Genomic DNA, 17,612 nt, shown 5'->3' on the forward strand with positions numbered 1-17,612 from the left:
GGCCGGGCGTCAGGACGATGCCCGCACGGCGGCGGCGATGTCGGACGGGGAGCCGTGCCAGGGCGCACCGTGACCGGGGAGGACCCACGAGGCCGACATGGTGGCGAGGCGATCGAGGGAGGCGAGCGCCTCGTCCGGCGCGTCGGTGAAGGGAGCCGGCTGCGCTCCGGTGCGACCGGTGAGCACATGCCGGGTGGTCAGCGCGTCGCCGACGAACACCGCATCGGCGGCCGGCACGTGCACGGCGATGCTGCCCGGCGAGTGACCGGGCATCCCGAGCACGACCGGAGCACCCGGCAGGTCGAGCACGTCGCCGTCGGCGACCTCGGTCACCACCGATACGTGCGGCGTACGCAGCGCGTTCTTGCGCAGACCGTAGGCGAAGAAGCCGAGCGTCGGTCCGATCTTCGCCGGCCCCATCGCGGTCTTGGGCTTCTCACCGGTGCGCACCCGATGAGCATCGGCCGCGTGGATGAACACGGGCACCCCGACCTCAGTGCGCAGGCGCTCGGCGAAGCCGATGTGGTCGCCGTCGCCATGGGTCAGGACGAGGCCGCGTATGTCGGACAACGGTCGGCCGATCGCCTCGAGTTCCCGCTTCAGGTCATGCCAGTGTCCGGGAAGGCCGGCGTCGATCAGGGTGATGCCTTCGGGCAGATCGACGAGGTACGAGGCGACGATGTCGTTGCCGAGGCGGTGCAGGTGCGGTGCGAGCTTCATGGCGGATCCTCTCGGGACGATTGCGATGGCTACGTTACGTAGCTATCATGGCTATTGTCAATAGCCATCCAGGAGGATCCGATGCCGACACCCGAACGCACGTCCACCGAGGAGATCGTCGCGGCGGGGCGCGACATCCTCGAGGTCGCCGGCCCCTCAGGCCTCACGATGCAGGCCGTGGCGGAGCGCGTGGGCGTGCGGGCCCCCTCGCTGTACAAGAGGGTGCGCGATCGAGACGCCCTGCACGCCGCCGTCGCGGCCGCCTCCATCGATGCGCTCACGGCCAGACTCGAATCAGCCGGCGACGACATCGCCGCACTCGCGTACGCCTATCGCCGCTTCGCGCACGAGCATCCGGAGGGCTTCCGCATCATGTTCTCGATCGCGGCTCCCCATGACGCGCTCGAGCGCTCGGCGGCACCGCTCATCCGCGCCGCCACTTCCCTGGTCGGCGAGGATGACGCGCTCGACGCCGCCCGCCTCTTCACCGCCTGGGCGACCGGTTTTCTGCAGATGGAGCTCTCCGGCGCCTTCCGTCTCGGAGGCGACGTCGACCGCGCCTTCGAGTACGGCGTGCGCCGGCTCACCGCGGGGATGACCGGCTGAGTCCCGTGGCGGTGGCTCGGGCCGCCTTCGAATCGCGCAACTGGTCGCATTCCGCCGTGATTTGCGGCAACTTGCGCGATTCGAACGACGAGATGAGCACCGGAATACTGGCACACTGAGCGGTGGAGGGGTCCATGAGCATCGACGCACACGCCGAAGAATCCGCACGCCCGAAGCACGTCAGACGCCCCTGGCATCGGACGAAGATCGCGGTCGGAGTGGTCGTCGCGGTGGTGGCCGTGGTGGCGATCGTGGGGTCCCTCACCCCGTGGCCGTCGGCCATGATCATCCGCGCTGTCTTCACGAAGGGCGGCGACGAGACCGCTGCCGAGATGGACAAGTACGTCTCCGACACGAAGCTCACCGAGAAGCTCGACGTCGCATATGGGGATGCGGGCGCCGACACGACCATGGACGTCTTCCGCCCCGCATCCGCCACGGGCCCGCTGCCCACGGTCGTCTGGATCCACGGCGGTGCCTGGATCTCCGGGGCGAAGGAGAACGTCGACCCGTACCTGCGCATCCTCGCGGGCGAGGGTTACACCACCATCGGCGTGAACTACACGATCGGGCCGGAGGGCGTGTACCCACTCGCCGTGCACCAGCTCGACGAGGCCCTCGCCTACATCGACGCGCATGCCGAAGAGCTCGGTGTCGACGCCTCGCAGATCGTGCTCGCGGGAGATTCCGCCGGCGCGCAGTTGGCCAGCCAGATGGCGACCCTGATCACGAGCCCCGACTACGCCGAGATCATGGGCATCAGCCCGTCGATCACCGCCGACCAGCTCGCCGCGACCGTGCTCAACTGCGGCGTGTACGACCTCGCCGCCCTGGCACGCCTCGACGGCATCGCGGGCTGGGGCTTCAAGTCGGCGATGTGGGCGTACTCGGGCACCAAGACCTGGGCCGAGGATTCGACCGGCGCGACGATGTCGACCGTCGACTGGGTCACCGCCGGCTTCCCGGCCACCTACATCTCGGGCGGCAACGGCGACGGTCTCACCTGGCTGCAGTCGATCCCGATGGCGCAGCGGCTCGACGAGCTCGGAGTCGATGTGACGACCCAGTTCTGGCCCGCCCCGCATGAGCCGCAGCTCCCGCACGAGTACCAGTTCCACCTCGACCTTCCCGACGCGCGGACCGCCCTGCAGAAGACCATCGACTTCCTCGACGCGCACACCACGCGCTGAGTCGGCGCGGCACTCCGGCGCCGGGCTCCTACTTCATCGTGTCGAGGATGCCGACGAGGTCTTCGAACGTGGTGAGCGGGTTCAGGATCGCGAAGCGCGTGTTCGGACGCCCGGCATGCGAGCTCGGCACCACGAACGCCCGCTGCGAGTCGAGCAGCGCCGCCGACCACCGGTCGTAGTCGGCGCGCTCCCACCCTTCCCGCTCGAACACCACGATCGACAGCTGCGGGTCGCGCACCAGACGCAGCTCCGGCCGTCGGGCGATCTCGTCGGCGATCCGTCGGGTCAGTGCGAGTCCGGCGCTGACGGCCTCGCGGTAGGCGTTCACCCCGTAGGTCGCGACCGAGAACCACATCGGCAGACCGCGCGGTCGCCGGGTGAGCTGGATCGAGTAGTCCGAGGGACTGAACTCGTCGACGTCGGTGAGGATGTCGAGGTACTCGGCGTGCTGCGTGTGCGCCCGGCGCCCGCTGTCGGGGTCGCGGTAGATCAGCGCGCAGCAGTCGAACGGCGCGAACAGCCACTTGTGCGGGTCGACGATGACCGAGTCGGCGCGCTCGACGCCCTCGAAGATGTGCCGCGCCTCCGGGGCCAGCATGGCGGTGAGGCCGTAGGCGCCGTCGACGTGCAGCCAGAAGTCGAACTCGTCCTTGAGCGCGGCGATGCCTTTGATGTCGTCGACGATGCCGAAATTCGTCGAACCTCCGGTCGCGACCACTGCACAGATCTCGTCACCGTGCTCGAGGAGGGCCTCGCGCACGCCCTCTGCCCGCAGCACGCCGTCGTCGCCGGCCGGGACCAGCAGCACATCGACGTCCATGATCTTCGCGGCCGACTTGTTGGAGGAATGCGCCTCGACGCTGCACAGGATCTTCCACCGGGTCGGCAGATCTCTGCCGGCCGCGACCAGACGAGCCTTGGCGGCCTCGCGCGCGGCGACCAGTGCCGACAGGTTTCCGATCGTGCCGCCCTGCACGAACACCCCGCCCGCCGTGTCGGGCAGCCCGAACTCGCTCGCGAGCCAGGACAGCACCTCGTTCTCGGCGTGCACGGCACCTGCGCCCTCGAGCCAGCTGCCGCCGTAGAGCCCGGATGCCGACACCACCAGGTCGAACGCGATCGCGGCCATGGTCGGTGCCGTCGGGATGAACGACAGATACAGCGGGTGGCTCGTGGTCAGGCACGCCGGCGCGAGGACGTGCTCGAACACGCTCAGGGCGCGCGCGGCGCCGAGCCCCGAGTCGGTGATCGTCGGTCCGACGAGACGGTTGAGCTCGGCCTCGGACTGCGGCTTGTCGAGCGGCACGTCGGCTGCGAGCATGCGGCGGCGAGAGTAGTCGAGCACGGCATCGACGATCGCCGTCGATTCGGGCGAGGCCGCGTGCATGCGCACAGCATCCATGGGCGTTCCTTTACTTGTCATCAGATCGGGAGTCATCAAACCGGGAGTCTGTGGATCGGGAGTCTGTGGATCGGGCGTCTGTGGATCGGGCGTCTGTGGATCGGGAGTCGGTGGCGAGCGCATCGGACGTCGCGCTGTCGAGCACAGCGGACAGCGCCCGTCTGGCGAGGTCGGCACGGTCGCGAGGCGCCCACTTCACCAGCGAGTGCGCATTCATGCCGTCGACCATCGCGAGCAGCAGCCACGCGGCGGTGTCGGCACGGCCGGCGGCGATCGCGCCTGCGACGGCGGCACGGGCGAAGATCTCCTCGAGCGCGCTCTGCCACCCGTCCATCTCCTGCCGCACGCGCGCCGCGAGCGCATCGTTGCGGGCACCGAGCGCCCAGGCCTGCACCCAGATGAGGGTGACATCGTCGCGGTCGGCGTCGAGCAGGGTCTCGATCAGGCGCAGCAGACCGGCCCGCAGGTCGTCGGCGTCGTCGAAGGCCGTGTCGTCGAAGGCGGCGATCACCTCGTCACGCTCCGCCGCCACGATCAGCCCGAAGACGTCGGCGACGAAGGTGTCCATCCCCGGCCGGTAGTGCGCGACCAGCGCGGGGGTGACCCCGACGCGGGCAGCGACCGCCCGCACGGTGAGGCTCTCGAGTCCGCTCTCGCGGGCAAGACCGAGCGCACCGTCGAGGATCGAGTGATCGCGCTCCTCCGGCGACATCCGCCGAGCGGCGGTACCTGTTGACGTGGTCTTCATCAGGGGTTACCGTAACACCTGTTGATCGCATGTTCAATAGACGAACGGCAACAGCGAGGAGAACACGATGAGCTGGCGCATGCCCACCGAGACCGCCCGTCACGAGCGCACCTGGATGGCGTTCCCGGCCGAGGGCGAGACCCTCGGCGCGAGCGACGCCGAGCGCGAGGAGGGGTACGCCACCTGGACCGCCGTCGCCCACGCCGTCGCCGAGTTCGAGCCCGTGTCGATGCTGGTCGATCCGAGCGAGGTCGCCAGGGCGCGGCGCATGCTCAGCGGCAGCATCGAGATCGTGGAGGCACCCGTCGACGAGTTCTGGATGCGTGATTCCGGGCCGACGTTCGTGGTCGACGACGAACGTCCGGGAGTCCTCGGCGCGGTCGACTGGATCTTCAACGGCTGGGGCGCGCCGGAATGGGCCGAGTGGCGCAAGGCCGCGCAGCACGCACGCATCGTCGCCGGCGCGGTCGGAGCCGAGCTCGTGAGCTCGACGCTCGTGAACGAGGGCGGGGGCATCCACGTCGACGGCGAGGGCACCGTGCTGCTCACCGAGACCGTGCAGCTCGACCCCCGACGCAACCCCTACGCCGACAAGCAGCGGATCGAGGCCGAGATGGCCCGCACGATCGGTGCGACCAAGGCTGTCTGGTTGCCCCGCGGGCTCACCCGCGACTACGACGACTTCGGCACGAACGGCCACGTCGACATCGTCGCCACGATCGTCTCGCCCGGGCGACTGCTGCTGCACGACCAGCAGAACCCCGATCACCCCGACCATGCCGTCACCCGTGAGCTGCGCGCCCTGCTCTCGGAGGAGACGGATGCCGCCGGCCGCCGCTTCGAGGTGATCGGGTTGCCGGCACCGTCGACGCTGAGTGACGACGAGGGTCCTGTCGACTGGAGCTACGTCAACCACCTCGTCACGAATGACGGCGTGGTGGCGTGCGGCTTCGGTGACGAGAAGGCGGATGCCGCGGCACGCGAGATCCTCGCCGACGCCTACCCCGGACGCCGGGTCGTCACGGTCGATGCGCGCCCGCTGTTCGACCGCGGCGGTGGGATCCACTGCATCACCCAGCAGCAGCCCGCACTCGACGGGCGCCGCTGATGTTCGACGTGGTCGAGGCGTCCATCGCCGACCTGCGGCGCGCCCTCGAGACAGGCGCCGCGACCGCAGTCGAGCTGGTCGATGCGTACCTCGCCCGGATCGCCGCCTTCGACGCGCCCGACACCGAGACCGCCCTGAACGCCGTCGTCGTCGCCAATCCCGAGGCACGGCGCGAAGCCGCGCAATCCGATGCTCGCCGTGGCCGCGGCGAGACGCTCGGGCCGCTCGACGGCATCCCGTACACCGCGAAGGACAGCTACCTCGTCCGTGGCCTCACCGCCGCCGCAGGGAGCCCGGCGTTCGCGCAGCTGGTGGCTCAGCACGACGCCTTCACGATCGAGCGGCTGCGCGCGGGCGGTGCCATCTGCCTCGGACTGACGAACATGCCCCCGATGGCGAACGGCGGCATGCAGCGCGGCGTCTACGGCCGGGCGGAGAGCCCGTACAGCGCCGGCTTCCTCACAGCGCCCTTCGCCTCGGGCTCCTCGAACGGCTCCGGCACCGCGACCGCCGCGAGCTTCGCCGCCTTCGGACTCGGCGAAGAGACCTGGTCGAGCGGGCGAGGACCGGCGACCAACAACGCCCTGTGCGCCTACACCCCGTCGCGCGGGGTGATCTCGACCCGCGGCAACTGGCCGCTCGTTCCCACCATGGACGTGGTGGTGCCACACACCCGCACCATGGTCGATCTGCTCGAGGTGCTCGACGTGATCGTCACCGATGACGCCGAGACCCGCGGCGACTTCTGGCGGGCGCAGCCGTGGGTCGAGCTGCCCACCGCATCCGCCGTCCGCCCGGAGTCGTATCGCGCCCTCGCCGCGGGCGCGGCGCGCACGCTCGTCGGTGCACGCATCGGCATCCCCCGCATGTACATCAACGCCGACCCGGATGCGGGGAGCGCCGAGAACCCGGGGATCGGCGGCCCCACCGGACAGCGCATCGACACGCGGGCGAGCATCATCGAGCGCTGGCACGCAGCTCACCGCGACCTCACCGCCGCCGGAGCCACCGTGATCGAGGTCGACTTCCCCGCGGTGTCGAACTACGAGGGCGATCGGCCGGGCGCGCACACCATCGTGACCCGCGGCCTGGTGTCGCCGGAGTACCTGCACCGCGAGATCGTCGACCTCTCGGCGTGGGCGTGGGAAGACTTCCTGCAAGCGAATGGCGACCCGGCTCTGCGCTCGCTCGTCGAGGTCGACGGAGCCACGATCTTCCCGCATCCGGAGGGCGCGCTCCCCGACCGTTACGCCGGGTTCGACGACGACATCGCCGAGTATCCGGACTGGGTGCGTGACAATCCCGATGCCTCGTTCACCGACATGCCCGAGCTCGAAGACGGGCTGCGCGGCCTGGAGGAGACCCGCCGCCGTGACCTCGAGGTGTGGATGGACGTCCTGCGACTCGACGCCGTGGTCTTCCCCGCGGTCGCCGACGTGGGGCCGGCCGACATGGACGTGAACCCGGAGTCCGCCGATCTCGGCTGGCGCAACGGCGTCTGGATCGCGAACGGCAATCTGGCCCTACGCCACCTCGGCATCCCGACGGTCACGGTCCCGATGGGTCTGATGAGCGACATCGAGATGCCGATCGGCCTGACGTTCGCCGGACGCGCCTACGACGATACGAGGCTGCTCGGCCTCGCCGCGGCGTTCGAGGCCGTCGGCAGCCCGGGAACCCGACGCACCCCGCCGTCGCGCACTCCCGCGCTCTGAAGCGAGGCGTGTAGAATATAACACTCCTGTGACGCTCGCCACGAAAGTGATATATTCGGCGCATGCACACCGAGAACGAACGCGCCCTGGAATCCGGCATCGTCACCGACCTGTCCGGCCGGATGACGTACGGCTCGTACCTGGCGCTCGACCAGCTGCTCACGGCGCAGCATCCGGTGAGCGAACCGCAGCACCACGACGAGATGCTGTTCATCATCCAGCACCAGACCACCGAGCTGTGGCTCAAGCAGCTGCTGCACGAGCTGTCCTCCGCCCGTGAGCTGCTGGCGCGTGACGACCTGCGCGAGGCTCTGAAGCGCATCGCCAGGGTCAAGCGCATCCAAGACGTGATGACGCAGCAGTGGTCGGTGCTCGCCACCCTCACCCCCACCGAGTACGCGCAGTTCCGCGGGGCCTTGGGCAATTCGTCCGGATTCCAGTCCGTGCAGTACCGGGCGGTGGAGTTCGCCCTCGGCAACAAGAACGAGAAGATGCTGAGCGTCTTCGCCGACCACCCCGCCAACCTCGCTCTCCTCACCGCCGAGTGGGAGAAGCCCACGCTGTACGACGAGTTCCTGCGCTTCGCCGCTCGCCGAGGACTGCCCGTCCCGACCGAGATCCTCGAACGCGACGTGCGCGAGCCCTACCGGGAGACGCCGGAGCTGGTGCCCGCGATCCGCGAGATCTACCAGGACCCGAGCCGGTACTGGGACCTGTACGAGGCATGCGAAGACCTGGTCGACCTCGAGGACAACTTCCAGTTCTGGCGCTTCCGGCATCTCAAGACGGTCGCTCGCACGATCGGGATGAAGGTCGGCACCGGCGGCTCCAGCGGCGTCGGCTTCCTGCAGCGCGCGCTGGATCTGACGTTCTTCCCCGAGCTCTACGCCGTGCGCACCGAGATCGGCAGCTGATGCGGGCCGCGACGTTCTTCGACGGGATCGGGTGGCGCGAGGGCGTCGTCGAGTTCGTCGACGGGCGCGTGCGGCTGCGCGATGAGAGCCCTGCCCCAGGTCTCCCCCGCATCGAGGGCGTCATCACGGGCGGATTCACGGATCACCACGTGCATCTGCAGCTCGTCGAGCACGGCCTGCTGGCGGGCTCGCGCCTCGGCCGCGTGGTCGACCTCGGCGGAAGACCCGAAGTGCTGCGCCGGCTCGCCGTGCACAACTCAGGAGGAACACCCTCCGACCGACCCGCCACGGGCGAATCCGGCCCGGCCGACACTCATGCTCCTGAGAAACGAACGCGGCAGGCGGTAGAGATCGACTTCGCCGGCGCGTTCGTGACCGCTCCGGGCGGTTATCCCTCCGACCGCGAGTGGGCGCCGGAGGATTCGGTGCGTGAGGTCGCCGACATGGATGCCGCCGTCGAAGCCGTGGCGGAGATGGCTGATGCCGGTGCCTCCTGCATCAAGGTCACCAGCAACAGCACCGCAGGGCCGGTCTTCACCGACGACCTCTTCCGCACGATCGTCCTGCGCGCCGCCGACCGCGGCCTTCCCGTCGTCGCGCACGCCGAGGGGTCAGGCGAAGCACAGCGCGTCGTCGGTCTCGGCGCGGCACGTCTCGCCCACGCCCCGTTCACGGAGCGCCTCGACGACGACGAGATCGCGCGCCAGGTGACCTCCGCCTCATGGATCTCGACACTGGCGATCCACGACGACCCCGAGCGGACGATCGCGATCGACAACGTGCGTCGTTTCCACGCCGCCGGCGGCACCCTCCTCTACGGCACCGACCTGGGCAACGGGCCGATGCCGGTCGACCTGAACCCGCTCGAGGTCGCCGCCCTCCGCGAGGCCGGGCTCGATGACGCCGCCCTCCTTCGAGCGCTCGCCCCTGTGTACCCGTTCGACCCCGCCTCCGTTCTCCTGCTCCTCCCCGGCCGTTCCCCCGCATCGGCCGATCTGCTCGACGCCCGCCCCCTCGCCCCCGCCGATCTGAAGGTGTGACATGACCACGACGCCCGCCGACTCCTCCCTCCTCGAGCGTGCCCGCGCTCTCGACGCGGCCGACCCGCTGCGCGCGCACCTCGATGCGTTCGCCGAGGCGCCGGGGGTCACCGCCTACCTCGACGGCAACTCGCTCGGGCGGCCCCTGCGCGACATTCCCGAGAAGCTCGCGGCCTTCGTGCGCGACGATTGGGGCACGCGGCTGATCCGCTCCTGGGACGAGCAGTGGATGGCGCTGCCGATGGAGCTCGGGGATCGCATCGGACGGGTCGCGCTCGGTGCCGCTGCGGGCCAGACCGTCGTGGCCGACTCGACCAGCGTGCTCATCTACAAGCTCATGCGCGCCGCTGCGGCGGCCGACCCGGCCCGCACCGAGCTCGTGATCGAGGCGGGCAACTTCCCCACCGACCGCTTCCTGGCCGAGGGCGTGGCCGCCGAAACCGGGATGACCTTGCGCTGGCTCGAGCCCGATCCGGTGCACGGGGTGACGATCGCCGATGTCGAGGCCGTGGTCTCCGCACGCACCGCCCTGGTGTCATTGAGCCACGTCGACTACCGCTCCGGAGCCCTGGCCGACATGTCGGGCATCACCGCGGCCGCGCATGAGGCCGGCGCTCTGATGATGTGGGATCTGTGCCACTCGGCCGGCGTGGTCCCGATGCAGCTCGACGAATGGGGCGTCGACATGGCTGTCGGCTGCACCTACAAGTATCTGAACGGCGGACCGGGCTCTCCCGCCTTCGCCTACCTCCGCCGCGGGCTCCAGGGTGTGCTGCGCCAGCCGATCCAGGGCTGGTGGAGCGCGGACGACATCTTCGCGATGGGACCGGAGTACGTGCCGTCCGGCGACATCCGCCAGCTGCTCAGCGGAACCCCGCCGGTGACCTCGATGCTCGCGATGCAGGGCATGCTCGACCTCATCGAACAGTCCACGATCGAGGGTGTCCGGGCGAAGTCGCAGTCGTTGACCGACCTCGCGGTGCACGCCTACGACGAGGTGCTCGCGCCTCTCGGCGTGCGGCTGCTCAGCCCGCGCGACGCCGACCTGCGGGGTGGGCACGTGACGATCGGCCACCCGGACTTCCGCGACGTGACCCGACGGCTCTGGGCCGACGGCATCATCCCCGACTTCCGGTTCCCCGACGGCATCCGCCTCGGGCTCTCCCCGCTGAGCACCTCGCACGTCGAGACGATCACCGGCGTGCTCGCGGTGCGCGACGCCCTGGAGTCCGGTGACTTCTGACCTCGCCGGGCCCGTGCTGGACGACATCGATGCCCGCCCCGGCAGCACCGCGTCGCTGCTGCGGACATTCATCGGCGTCTTCCTGCGTCCTCTCGGCGGATGGATCTCGGCCGCCGATCTGGTCGCGCTCGCGGGCGACCTGGGCATCGAACCGGCCCCGGCGCGCACCGGTGTCGCGCGCCTCAAACAGAAGGGGCTGCTGCTCGCCGCACGCGAGGAGCAGATCGGCTATCGCCTCAATCCGGCAGCCACCCGGATGCTCGAACGCGGCGACCGGCGCATCTTCGAGATGCGCGAGATGACGGATGCCGACACCTGGTGCCTGGTGTCGTTCTCGATGCCCGAGAGCGCGAGGAGCGTGCGCCATCAACTGCGCCGACGGCTGCAGTGGATCGGTGCCGGAGTCGTGTCGCCCGCCCTGTGGATCTGCCCCGGGCACCTGCAGGACGAGGTGATGCAGATCCTCGACGAACTCGACGCGCGCCGGTGGGCGACACTGTTCCCGACTTACACCCCCGTGCCTGCCGGTACCCTGATCGACGCCGCGGCGCAGTGGTGGGACCTGGACGCGCTGCGTGACGAGCACCTCACGTTCCAGGCCTCCCTCGCGACGCTGCCCGACGAGCCGTTCGCCGCGTACGTGCATCTGATCGACCGCTGGCGGGTGCTGCCCTACACCGACCCGGGACTTCCCCCTTCGATGCTGCCGACCGATTGGCCCGGTCGTCGCAGCTTCGACGAGTTCGCCCGCCGGTCGGCGCAGCTGTCAGCACCCGCCTGGGCGCACGTGCGCGCCCGGATGGCCTGACCTGGCTGCCCCGAGCCCCTGTTCCGGTCGCACTTCCTGTCGCCTTCGCGACCCGTGAGCGGCAGGAAGTGCGACCGGAGCAACAGAAGTCGGGATCAGCCGGCGACCTCGGCGAGGAAGCCGGCGACGTGCTCCTGCAGTCGCAGGATGCGCAGGTCTCGCGCGAACTCGCGGTCGAACCCCTGGTAGGCCAACGGCGGCAGGATGCGGACGTTGTGGTTGCAGCCGAACTCCGCGCAGGTGAGTACGCCCACGCTGTCGCCCTTTCGCCCGGCCGGCCCGGCCTTCCGGGCCACGTACAGCTGCACATCGTTGCGGAGCGTGACGTCTTCGCACCACGAGCACTGTGCCCTGGCGATCACGCGCTGTTCGGCGCGCTGCAGGAAGACGCCGACGGGGGCATCGTCGACCCACGTGACGACATACGCCCGGCGGGGCATCTTCGGGTCGGCCCAGCCGAGGAAGTCGAGGCGATCGAAGTCGATCTCGGCGAAACCGGGCGGCAGGGTCAGGTCGGAGACCTCTTTACGGGAGGTGTTGAGGAAGGAGGCGCGGATGGCGCGCTCGTCGATGGGACGCATGAGAGTGAGTGCTTTCGGAGTGGTCGCCGCGAAGGCGAGTCGATCGGAGGAAGATCCCGGACGCGGATGCCGGGTACGTCACGACACCGGGGACGGGGGTTCCGCCTCCGGTGGGTCCTCAGCCTCTGTCTGCGGCGCGGAAGGCGCCTGCAGCTCCGCTCTGCGCCCCGAGGGCGCTCATCGACGACAGCACCCGGCGAGCTTACACCCGTTTGTTTCACTCCGTGTCGGCCCGCCTGTGCCCCGCGGAACGGGCGACTTAGTCTTTCCGGAACGTCGAACCAGAAGGAGACCATCGTGTCCACGCCACTGAACCGCCTTTCGCCCCTCCCGGTGCGTGAGCGTGCGGCGTGCATGTGCAGCGAGGGCGGCCGGTGCTCCTCGTTCGCCCCCGGACACGCGCTTCACCTCATCCAGGCGCGCATCGCCTCGGCGACGCCCGCGGAGTGGGTCGACGCCCTGGTCGAGTCGGCGGACGCCGTCTCCGGAGACCTCGTGGTGCGCACCCTCGACGGCGATGCGCACGCGTTGTGGAACGGCTCGGGCGCCGCGCTCGAGGCCGTCGCCGGCACGCCGGTCGCGCTCCACGCGCGTTACGGCGTGCTGGCCGTCGGCGGCACGCAGTTCAACGTCGCCACCATCTGACGTCGCGGAAGCCTGACCCGGCCTTCGGTTCAGACGCTCCGGTTCAGGCGCTCCGGTTCAGGCGCTCGCCATCAGCATGTCCTTCATAGCCGAGCAGGCGTCCATGCAGGCCTGACATGCCTGAGCGCACATCCGGCAGACGTCGCTCTCGTCGGCATGCCGCGCGCACGCATCCATGCACGTCTTGCACATCGCGATGCAGGCGTTGAGCATCGCCATCATCGACGCGGGGGTCATCCCCTGCATCCGCATCATGGACCGCATCATGGTGTTGCACATGTCTGCGCAGTTCATGCAGGCCGGCGAACAGTCCATCATCTGCGTCGAGCACACCGTGCAGGCCTGCTCGCACGCGGCGCACGCATCCATGCACGCCTGCATGACGGCCATGTCCATCATCTGCATGTCGGGCATCGACTCCATGTTCTTCGACATGGCGCCCATCATCATCGAGTCCATCGCACACCGCTTCCTTGGTCGAGGTCCGCGGGCAGGACCACCCGCCTGGCGCCAGGCTAGTCCTTCGAGGTGCCCGAGTCGATGGGGCGGAACGTTGACATGACCCGGCCGGATTGTCAATCCCGTGGCCCGTTCGGCGCCCGCGTGAAAGGGTCGGAATCAATCGAATCCGCCTACGAAAGGAGCACGACATGAGTGCTGCAGACGACATCAAGAACGCCGCTGAGAAGGCTGCCGGAAAGGTCAAGGAAGGCGTCGGAAAGCTCACGGACAACGAGCGCCTCGAAGCTGAAGGCCAGGCGGACCAGGTGAAGGCCTCGACCAAGCAGGCCGGCCAGAACGTGAAGGACGCCGCGGAGAAGACCGGCGACAGCGTCCGCGACGCGTTCGACAAGAAGTAACAGTCCCTCAGACACCGAAGAGGTGAGGCCCGCCGATGGGCGGGCCTCACCTCGATGGGGTCAGACCTACTGTGTTGTCAGACCTTGCGGCTGCCGCTGATCGCTCGGATCAACCAGGCGATCACTGCGATCGCGAGGAGGACGAGCCCGACCCACAGGAGGAACTGGAGCGACTGCACCAGTCCTCCGGTGATCGCAAGGATCACTGCGACGACGATGACGATGATCAGGAGGATGTTCATCGGTCTTTCCCTTCTTTCGGCAGGCGCGGACGCCCGACTGTGGTGTGTCCACGCTAGCCGCGACAGGCGTTCTGCCCGAGGGGGTTGACTTCCACCCTCCGAGTGCGCGAAGGAGACGAGAACATGCCAGGACGACGCAACAACTCGCTGAAGGATCCCGAGCTGTACGAAGAACTCCGGGATGACGGCGCCTCCCAGGAGAAGGCAGCGCGCATCTCGAATGCGGCGGCGAAAGAAGGACGCAGCGCCGTGGGCCGTCGCGGTGGCGAGCACGGCGACTACGAGGACTGGACGGTTGCCGAGTTGCGCACGCGAGCGAAGGAGCTGGGCCTCACCGGCTACAGCGGCAAGCGGAAGTCCGAGTTGATCTCCGCGCTCAGGAACCACTGAGGCCGCGGATGGCGCGTTTCGGCATCGAGGAGGAGTTCCTCTTCCTCGATGAGCATTCGCTGGCGCCCGTAGCCCTCGCCACCGGGACCCGCGAGCGCATCACGCGCCTCCGCACGGGCGGAGAGGTCACGACGGAGTACCTGACCTCTCAGATCGAATGCCTGACCGAGCCGGTCTCGACCGCGGCAGATGCCGAAGCGCAGCTGACGCACCTGCGCGGCCTGATCGGCTGGCATGCCCAGGACCAGCACGCGATCGCGGCCGGCACCGGCACCCCGTTCGTCACCACCCGCTCCTCCGCCGTCTCCCCCTCGTCCCACTACGACGACGTGGCCGCGCAGCTCGGACACCTCACGCGCGATCACGAGGTCAACGGCCTGCACGTGCATGTCGAGGTCGCCGACGACGAGGAGAGGGTCCGCGCGTTCGATCGGGTGCGCGGCTGGCTCCCCGTGCTGCTGGCGCTCACCGGCAACAGCCCTTTCGTGAACGGTCGGGACTCCGACTTCGCCAGCTGGCGCAGCATCCAGATCCGCCGACTGCCCGCCTCGTGGGCGCCGCCGAGGTTCCGTGACTACGACGACTATCGGGCGGGTGTGCAGCGCCTCATCGATGTCGGCGCCCTCACCGATGCGGCGTCGCTGTCGTGGGCGGTGCGGATCTCGGAGCGCTACCCCACCGTCGAGGTGCGGGTCTTCGATGCGCAACTGACGGCCGAGGACTCGGTGTTCGCCGCTCTGCTCTCCCGCGCGATCGTGATCACCGATGATCAGCCGCACGCGGACATCGGCACCGACGGCATCGACGTCTCGCTGTGGACGGCGGCGCGCAGAGGGATGGGCGCACGCCTGATCGATCCGACGACCGGCGAGGCCGACGACGCGTGGGCCGTCGCCGACCGGATGCTGGCCATGATCGCACCTGCCCTGCGCGACCTCGGTGACGAGGATCGGGTCCGCGAGGGCATCGAACGGCTGCGCGCCCTCGGCTCCGGTGCCGACCGGCAGCGCCGCGCCGTCGACGAAGGCGGAGTGCCCGCCCTGGCTGACCTCTTCCGCACCGGCACGACGGCCCCCTTTCCCACTCCGAACGCCGCAGCGCACGAATCCGGCTCGGTGCCCTGAGCCACACCGCCCCCGACGTCGGTCACCGGGGGTAGGGTCGGCCTGTGGCATCCTTCGCCCCTCTTCAGCGACTCGTGATCTCCATCGCGGTGCTCGCGTCTTTCGTGACGTTCCTCGACGGCACGGTCGTCAATGTCGCGCTGCCCGCGATCAGCCGAGAGCTCGGCGGCGGAATCACCACCCAGCAGTGGGTCGTCGACGCGTACCTGATCACGCTGAGCGCCCTGATCCTGCTGGCAGGTTCCGTGTCAGACGCCTACGGCCGGGTGCTCGTCATGCGCATCGGACTGATCGCCTTCGGCGTGGCCTCCATCGCGGTCGCCGCGGCGTTCGATCCGCTCATGCTGATCATCGCCCGCGCCGCGCAGGGGGCGGCCGGCGCGCTGCTGGTGCCGAGCTCGCTCGCGCTGATCACCGCGACAATGCGCTCCGACGTGCAATCGAGGGCGATCGGCGTCTGGACGGCCTTCACCACCGGCGCACAGCTGGTCGGTCCGCTGCTGGGCGGCCTGTTCGTCGACTACCTCTCCTGGCGCTTCGTCTTCCTCATCAACGTCATCCCGATCGGCATCACCCTGCTGCTGCTCTCCCGCCTCCACCTGCCCGAGCATCCGCGCGGCATCAAGGTCGACTGGTGGAGCGGGGCACTGTGCGCGATCGGCCTCGGCGCCGTGGTCTACGCGCTCATCGAGCAGCCCAACATGGGGTGGCAGTCGCCCGCGATCTGGATCCCGGCCGTCGCCGGCGCCGCGTTGTTCGCCCTGTTCCTGTGGCGTCAGCAGCACTCCGCCTCGCCGCTCATGCCCCTATGGCTGTTCCGGGTGCGCGACTTCGGATGGGGCAACCTCGCCACGTTCTTCGTCTACGCCGCCCTGTCGCTGAACGGCTTCGTGGTGGGTGTCTACCTGCAGCAGGGCGCGGGGCTCAGCGCGACCGCCGCCGGCCTCGCGAGCCTGCCCATGACGATCCTGATGATCCTCGTCAGCTCGCGTGCAGGACAGTGGGCGGGCAGGTTCGGGCCGCGCATCTTCATGACGGTCGGCCCGCTGCTCATGGCCGTCGGCGCCCTGATGCTGCTTCTCGTCTCGACCGACTTCGATTACTGGTGGCAGGTGCTGCCGGCGATGATCGTGATGGGCCTCGGGCTCTCCCTCACGGTCGCACCGCTGACGGCCGCGATCCTGGGCGCGATCGACGAGAACCACTCGGGAATCGCCTCGGCCGTGAACAACGCCGTCTCCCGCGTGGCCGGTCTGCTCGTGGTGGCGATGCTGTCGACGATCGTCGGAGGCACACTCGACCTCGACGGATTCCACAGCGCGGCGTGGGTCACGGCGGCACTGCTCGTGATCGGCGGCGTGGTGTCGTGGATCGGCATCCGACGCAATCCCGCAGAACAGGTGCCGTCTGATGCCGCGGCCACCGGGCCCGTCGCGCGGTGAGCGCGTCTTCACGGAGGCACACGACGGGGCGGCGAGCAGTCTTGACCGTGCTCTGCGCCCTCGTGCTGACGGGGTGCTCCTCTGCACCCACGGCCGCCCCTTCATCGGATGTCGCCCTTCCACCGTCCGGTGCCGTGCCGGACTATCAACTCGGGGGTGCGTATCGTCCGGCACCCGAGGTCGGCGTCGTGGGGCGGGACCGGAACGCGGAGCCCGCATCCGGGGCGTACTCGATCTGCTACGTCAACGGCTTCCAGACGCAGCCCGGTGAACTCGACATCTGGCCCGATGAGCTGCTGCTGCGTCGTGACGGCGACGTCGTCTTCGATCCGGACTGGCCCGATGAGGCGCTGCTCGACACTTCGACCGCGGAGCGCCGGGAGAAGATCGCCGACACGGTGACCCCGTGGATCGTGGGATGTGCGGACGCCGGCTTCGACGCGGTCGAGTTCGACAACCTCGACTCGTACTCGCGGTCGGAAGGAGGCCTCGCCCTCGACGACAACCTGGCACTGGCCGCGCTCCTCGTCGATGCCGCCCACGTCGCGGGGCTCGCGGCCGGCCAGAAGAACGCCGCCGAGGATGCGGCCCTGTTGCACGAGCGGGCCGGATTCGACTTCGCCGTCACCGAGGAGTGCGCGGCCTATGCCGAGTGCGGTGCGTATACCGCGGTCTACGGGGACCATGTGATCGACATCGAGTACACCGACGAGTTGCCGCGCTCCTTCGCCGAGATGTGCGACGACGACAGCTCGCCCGCCTCGATGGTGCTGCGCGACCGCGACCTGGTCACCCCCGACGACGACGCCTACGCGTTCGAGACCTGCGGCTAGG

General features: G+C 69.3%; 20 protein-coding genes. 14 read left to right on the top strand and 6 right to left on the bottom strand.

What is annotated here, in order from left to right; genetic code table 11:
- Positions 1-9 precede the first annotated feature (9 nt).
- Positions 10-720: an MBL fold metallo-hydrolase gene (locus tag ACFVWL_RS03275; RefSeq protein WP_387178411.1), complete on the bottom strand. Its 711-nt coding sequence runs from the start codon at positions 718-720 to the stop codon at positions 10-12.
- A gap of 81 nt (positions 721-801) precedes the next feature.
- Here ACFVWL_RS03275 and ACFVWL_RS03280 point away from each other — a divergent pair, with 81 nt between their 5' ends.
- Together ACFVWL_RS03280 and ACFVWL_RS03285 are read left to right on the top strand one after the other, a co-directional pair.
- Positions 802-1,326 carry a TetR/AcrR family transcriptional regulator gene (locus ACFVWL_RS03280; protein WP_387178414.1) on the top strand — a complete coding sequence of 175 codons (525 nt, stop codon included), beginning with the start codon at positions 802-804 and terminating at the stop codon, positions 1,324-1,326.
- 134 nt (positions 1,327-1,460) lie between these two features.
- Positions 1,461-2,516, top strand: a complete 1,056-nt coding sequence (locus ACFVWL_RS03285; protein WP_387178417.1) for an alpha/beta hydrolase — start codon at positions 1,461-1,463, stop codon at positions 2,514-2,516.
- Positions 2,517-2,544: 28 nt separating this feature from the next.
- Here ACFVWL_RS03285 and ACFVWL_RS03290 read toward each other — a convergent pair whose 3' ends face one another.
- Positions 2,545-3,918, bottom strand: a complete 1,374-nt coding sequence (locus ACFVWL_RS03290) for a pyridoxal phosphate-dependent decarboxylase family protein (RefSeq protein WP_387178420.1) — start codon at positions 3,916-3,918, stop codon at positions 2,545-2,547.
- Between the two features lie 10 nt (positions 3,919-3,928).
- Positions 3,929-4,666, bottom strand: a complete 738-nt coding sequence (locus ACFVWL_RS03295) for a TetR/AcrR family transcriptional regulator (RefSeq protein ID WP_387178422.1) — start codon at positions 4,664-4,666, stop codon at positions 3,929-3,931.
- 67 nt (positions 4,667-4,733) lie between these two features.
- Between ACFVWL_RS03295 and ACFVWL_RS03300 the strand changes: the two genes are divergently transcribed.
- The 6 genes from ACFVWL_RS03300 to ACFVWL_RS03325 all read left to right on the top strand — a co-directional run bounded on the left by ACFVWL_RS03300 (position 4,734) and on the right by ACFVWL_RS03325 (position 11,494).
- A complete protein-coding gene (locus tag ACFVWL_RS03300) occupies positions 4,734-5,774 on the top strand; it encodes an agmatine/peptidylarginine deiminase (protein WP_387178425.1) in 1,041 nt (346 codons plus the stop codon).
- Complete coding sequence (locus ACFVWL_RS03305; protein ID WP_387178427.1) at positions 5,774-7,489, top strand: amidase; 1,716 nt, start codon at positions 5,774-5,776, stop codon at positions 7,487-7,489. The genes ACFVWL_RS03300 and ACFVWL_RS03305 overlap by 1 nt, the downstream gene beginning before the upstream one ends.
- 62 nt (positions 7,490-7,551) lie before the next feature.
- The gene (locus tag ACFVWL_RS03310; protein WP_387178430.1) at positions 7,552-8,403 is read left to right on the top strand and encodes a tryptophan 2,3-dioxygenase; all 852 of its coding nucleotides are present in this window, start codon (positions 7,552-7,554) and stop codon (positions 8,401-8,403) included.
- On the top strand, positions 8,403-9,443 hold the full coding sequence (locus ACFVWL_RS03315; protein ID WP_387178432.1) for a hydrolase: 1,041 nt from the start codon (positions 8,403-8,405) through the stop codon (positions 9,441-9,443). Before ACFVWL_RS03310 ends, ACFVWL_RS03315 begins: the two co-directional genes overlap by 1 nt.
- Position 9,444: 1 nt before the next feature.
- Complete coding sequence (locus tag ACFVWL_RS03320) at positions 9,445-10,686, top strand: kynureninase (protein ID WP_387178435.1); 1,242 nt, start codon at positions 9,445-9,447, stop codon at positions 10,684-10,686.
- Positions 10,676-11,494: a PaaX family transcriptional regulator C-terminal domain-containing protein gene (locus tag ACFVWL_RS03325; protein ID WP_387178438.1), complete on the top strand. Its 819-nt coding sequence runs from the start codon at positions 10,676-10,678 to the stop codon at positions 11,492-11,494. The genes ACFVWL_RS03320 and ACFVWL_RS03325 overlap by 11 nt, the downstream gene beginning before the upstream one ends.
- Before the next feature lie 95 nt (positions 11,495-11,589).
- Here the strand turns inward: ACFVWL_RS03325 and ACFVWL_RS03330 are convergent, their stop codons facing one another.
- Positions 11,590-12,075, bottom strand: a complete 486-nt coding sequence (locus ACFVWL_RS03330) for an FBP domain-containing protein (RefSeq protein WP_387178441.1) — start codon at positions 12,073-12,075, stop codon at positions 11,590-11,592.
- A 297-nt stretch (positions 12,076-12,372) separates the two neighbouring features.
- Between ACFVWL_RS03330 and ACFVWL_RS03335 the strand changes: the two genes are divergently transcribed.
- Positions 12,373-12,720 (top strand): hypothetical protein, encoded by a 348-nt coding sequence (locus tag ACFVWL_RS03335; RefSeq protein ID WP_387178444.1) that lies wholly within the window; start codon positions 12,373-12,375, stop codon positions 12,718-12,720.
- A 57-nt stretch (positions 12,721-12,777) separates the two neighbouring features.
- Here the strand turns inward: ACFVWL_RS03335 and ACFVWL_RS03340 are convergent, their stop codons facing one another.
- A complete protein-coding gene (locus ACFVWL_RS03340; RefSeq protein WP_387178446.1) occupies positions 12,778-13,155 on the bottom strand; it encodes a hypothetical protein in 378 nt (125 codons plus the stop codon).
- Between the two features lie 215 nt (positions 13,156-13,370).
- Between ACFVWL_RS03340 and ACFVWL_RS03345 the strand changes: the two genes are divergently transcribed.
- Positions 13,371-13,580 carry a CsbD family protein gene (locus ACFVWL_RS03345; RefSeq protein ID WP_376100929.1) on the top strand — a complete coding sequence of 70 codons (210 nt, stop codon included), beginning with the start codon at positions 13,371-13,373 and terminating at the stop codon, positions 13,578-13,580.
- Between the two features lie 77 nt (positions 13,581-13,657).
- Here the strand turns inward: ACFVWL_RS03345 and ACFVWL_RS03350 are convergent, their stop codons facing one another.
- Entirely contained in the window at positions 13,658-13,822 is a 165-nt protein-coding gene (locus tag ACFVWL_RS03350; protein ID WP_017201713.1) for a hypothetical protein, read from the bottom strand.
- A 123-nt stretch (positions 13,823-13,945) separates the two neighbouring features.
- Here ACFVWL_RS03350 and ACFVWL_RS03355 point away from each other — a divergent pair, with 123 nt between their 5' ends.
- The 4 genes from ACFVWL_RS03355 (at position 13,946) to ACFVWL_RS03370 (ending at position 17,611) form a co-directional block, all read left to right on the top strand.
- Positions 13,946-14,212, top strand: coding sequence for a Rho termination factor N-terminal domain-containing protein (locus ACFVWL_RS03355; protein WP_387178449.1), 267 nt, complete (start codon positions 13,946-13,948; stop codon positions 14,210-14,212).
- 8 nt (positions 14,213-14,220) lie between these two features.
- Positions 14,221-15,336: a YbdK family carboxylate-amine ligase gene (locus ACFVWL_RS03360; RefSeq protein WP_387178451.1), complete on the top strand. Its 1,116-nt coding sequence runs from the start codon at positions 14,221-14,223 to the stop codon at positions 15,334-15,336.
- 44 nt (positions 15,337-15,380) lie between these two features.
- Complete coding sequence (locus ACFVWL_RS03365; RefSeq protein ID WP_387178454.1) at positions 15,381-16,778, top strand: MFS transporter; 1,398 nt, start codon at positions 15,381-15,383, stop codon at positions 16,776-16,778.
- Positions 16,779-16,912: 134 nt separating this feature from the next.
- Complete coding sequence (locus ACFVWL_RS03370) at positions 16,913-17,611, top strand: endo alpha-1,4 polygalactosaminidase (protein WP_387178456.1); 699 nt, start codon at positions 16,913-16,915, stop codon at positions 17,609-17,611.
- Position 17,612: the final 1 nt, after the last annotated feature.

Source organism: Microbacterium sp. NPDC058269 (assembly GCF_042881445.1).
Classification (GTDB): Bacteria; Actinomycetota; Actinomycetes; order Actinomycetales; family Microbacteriaceae; genus Microbacterium.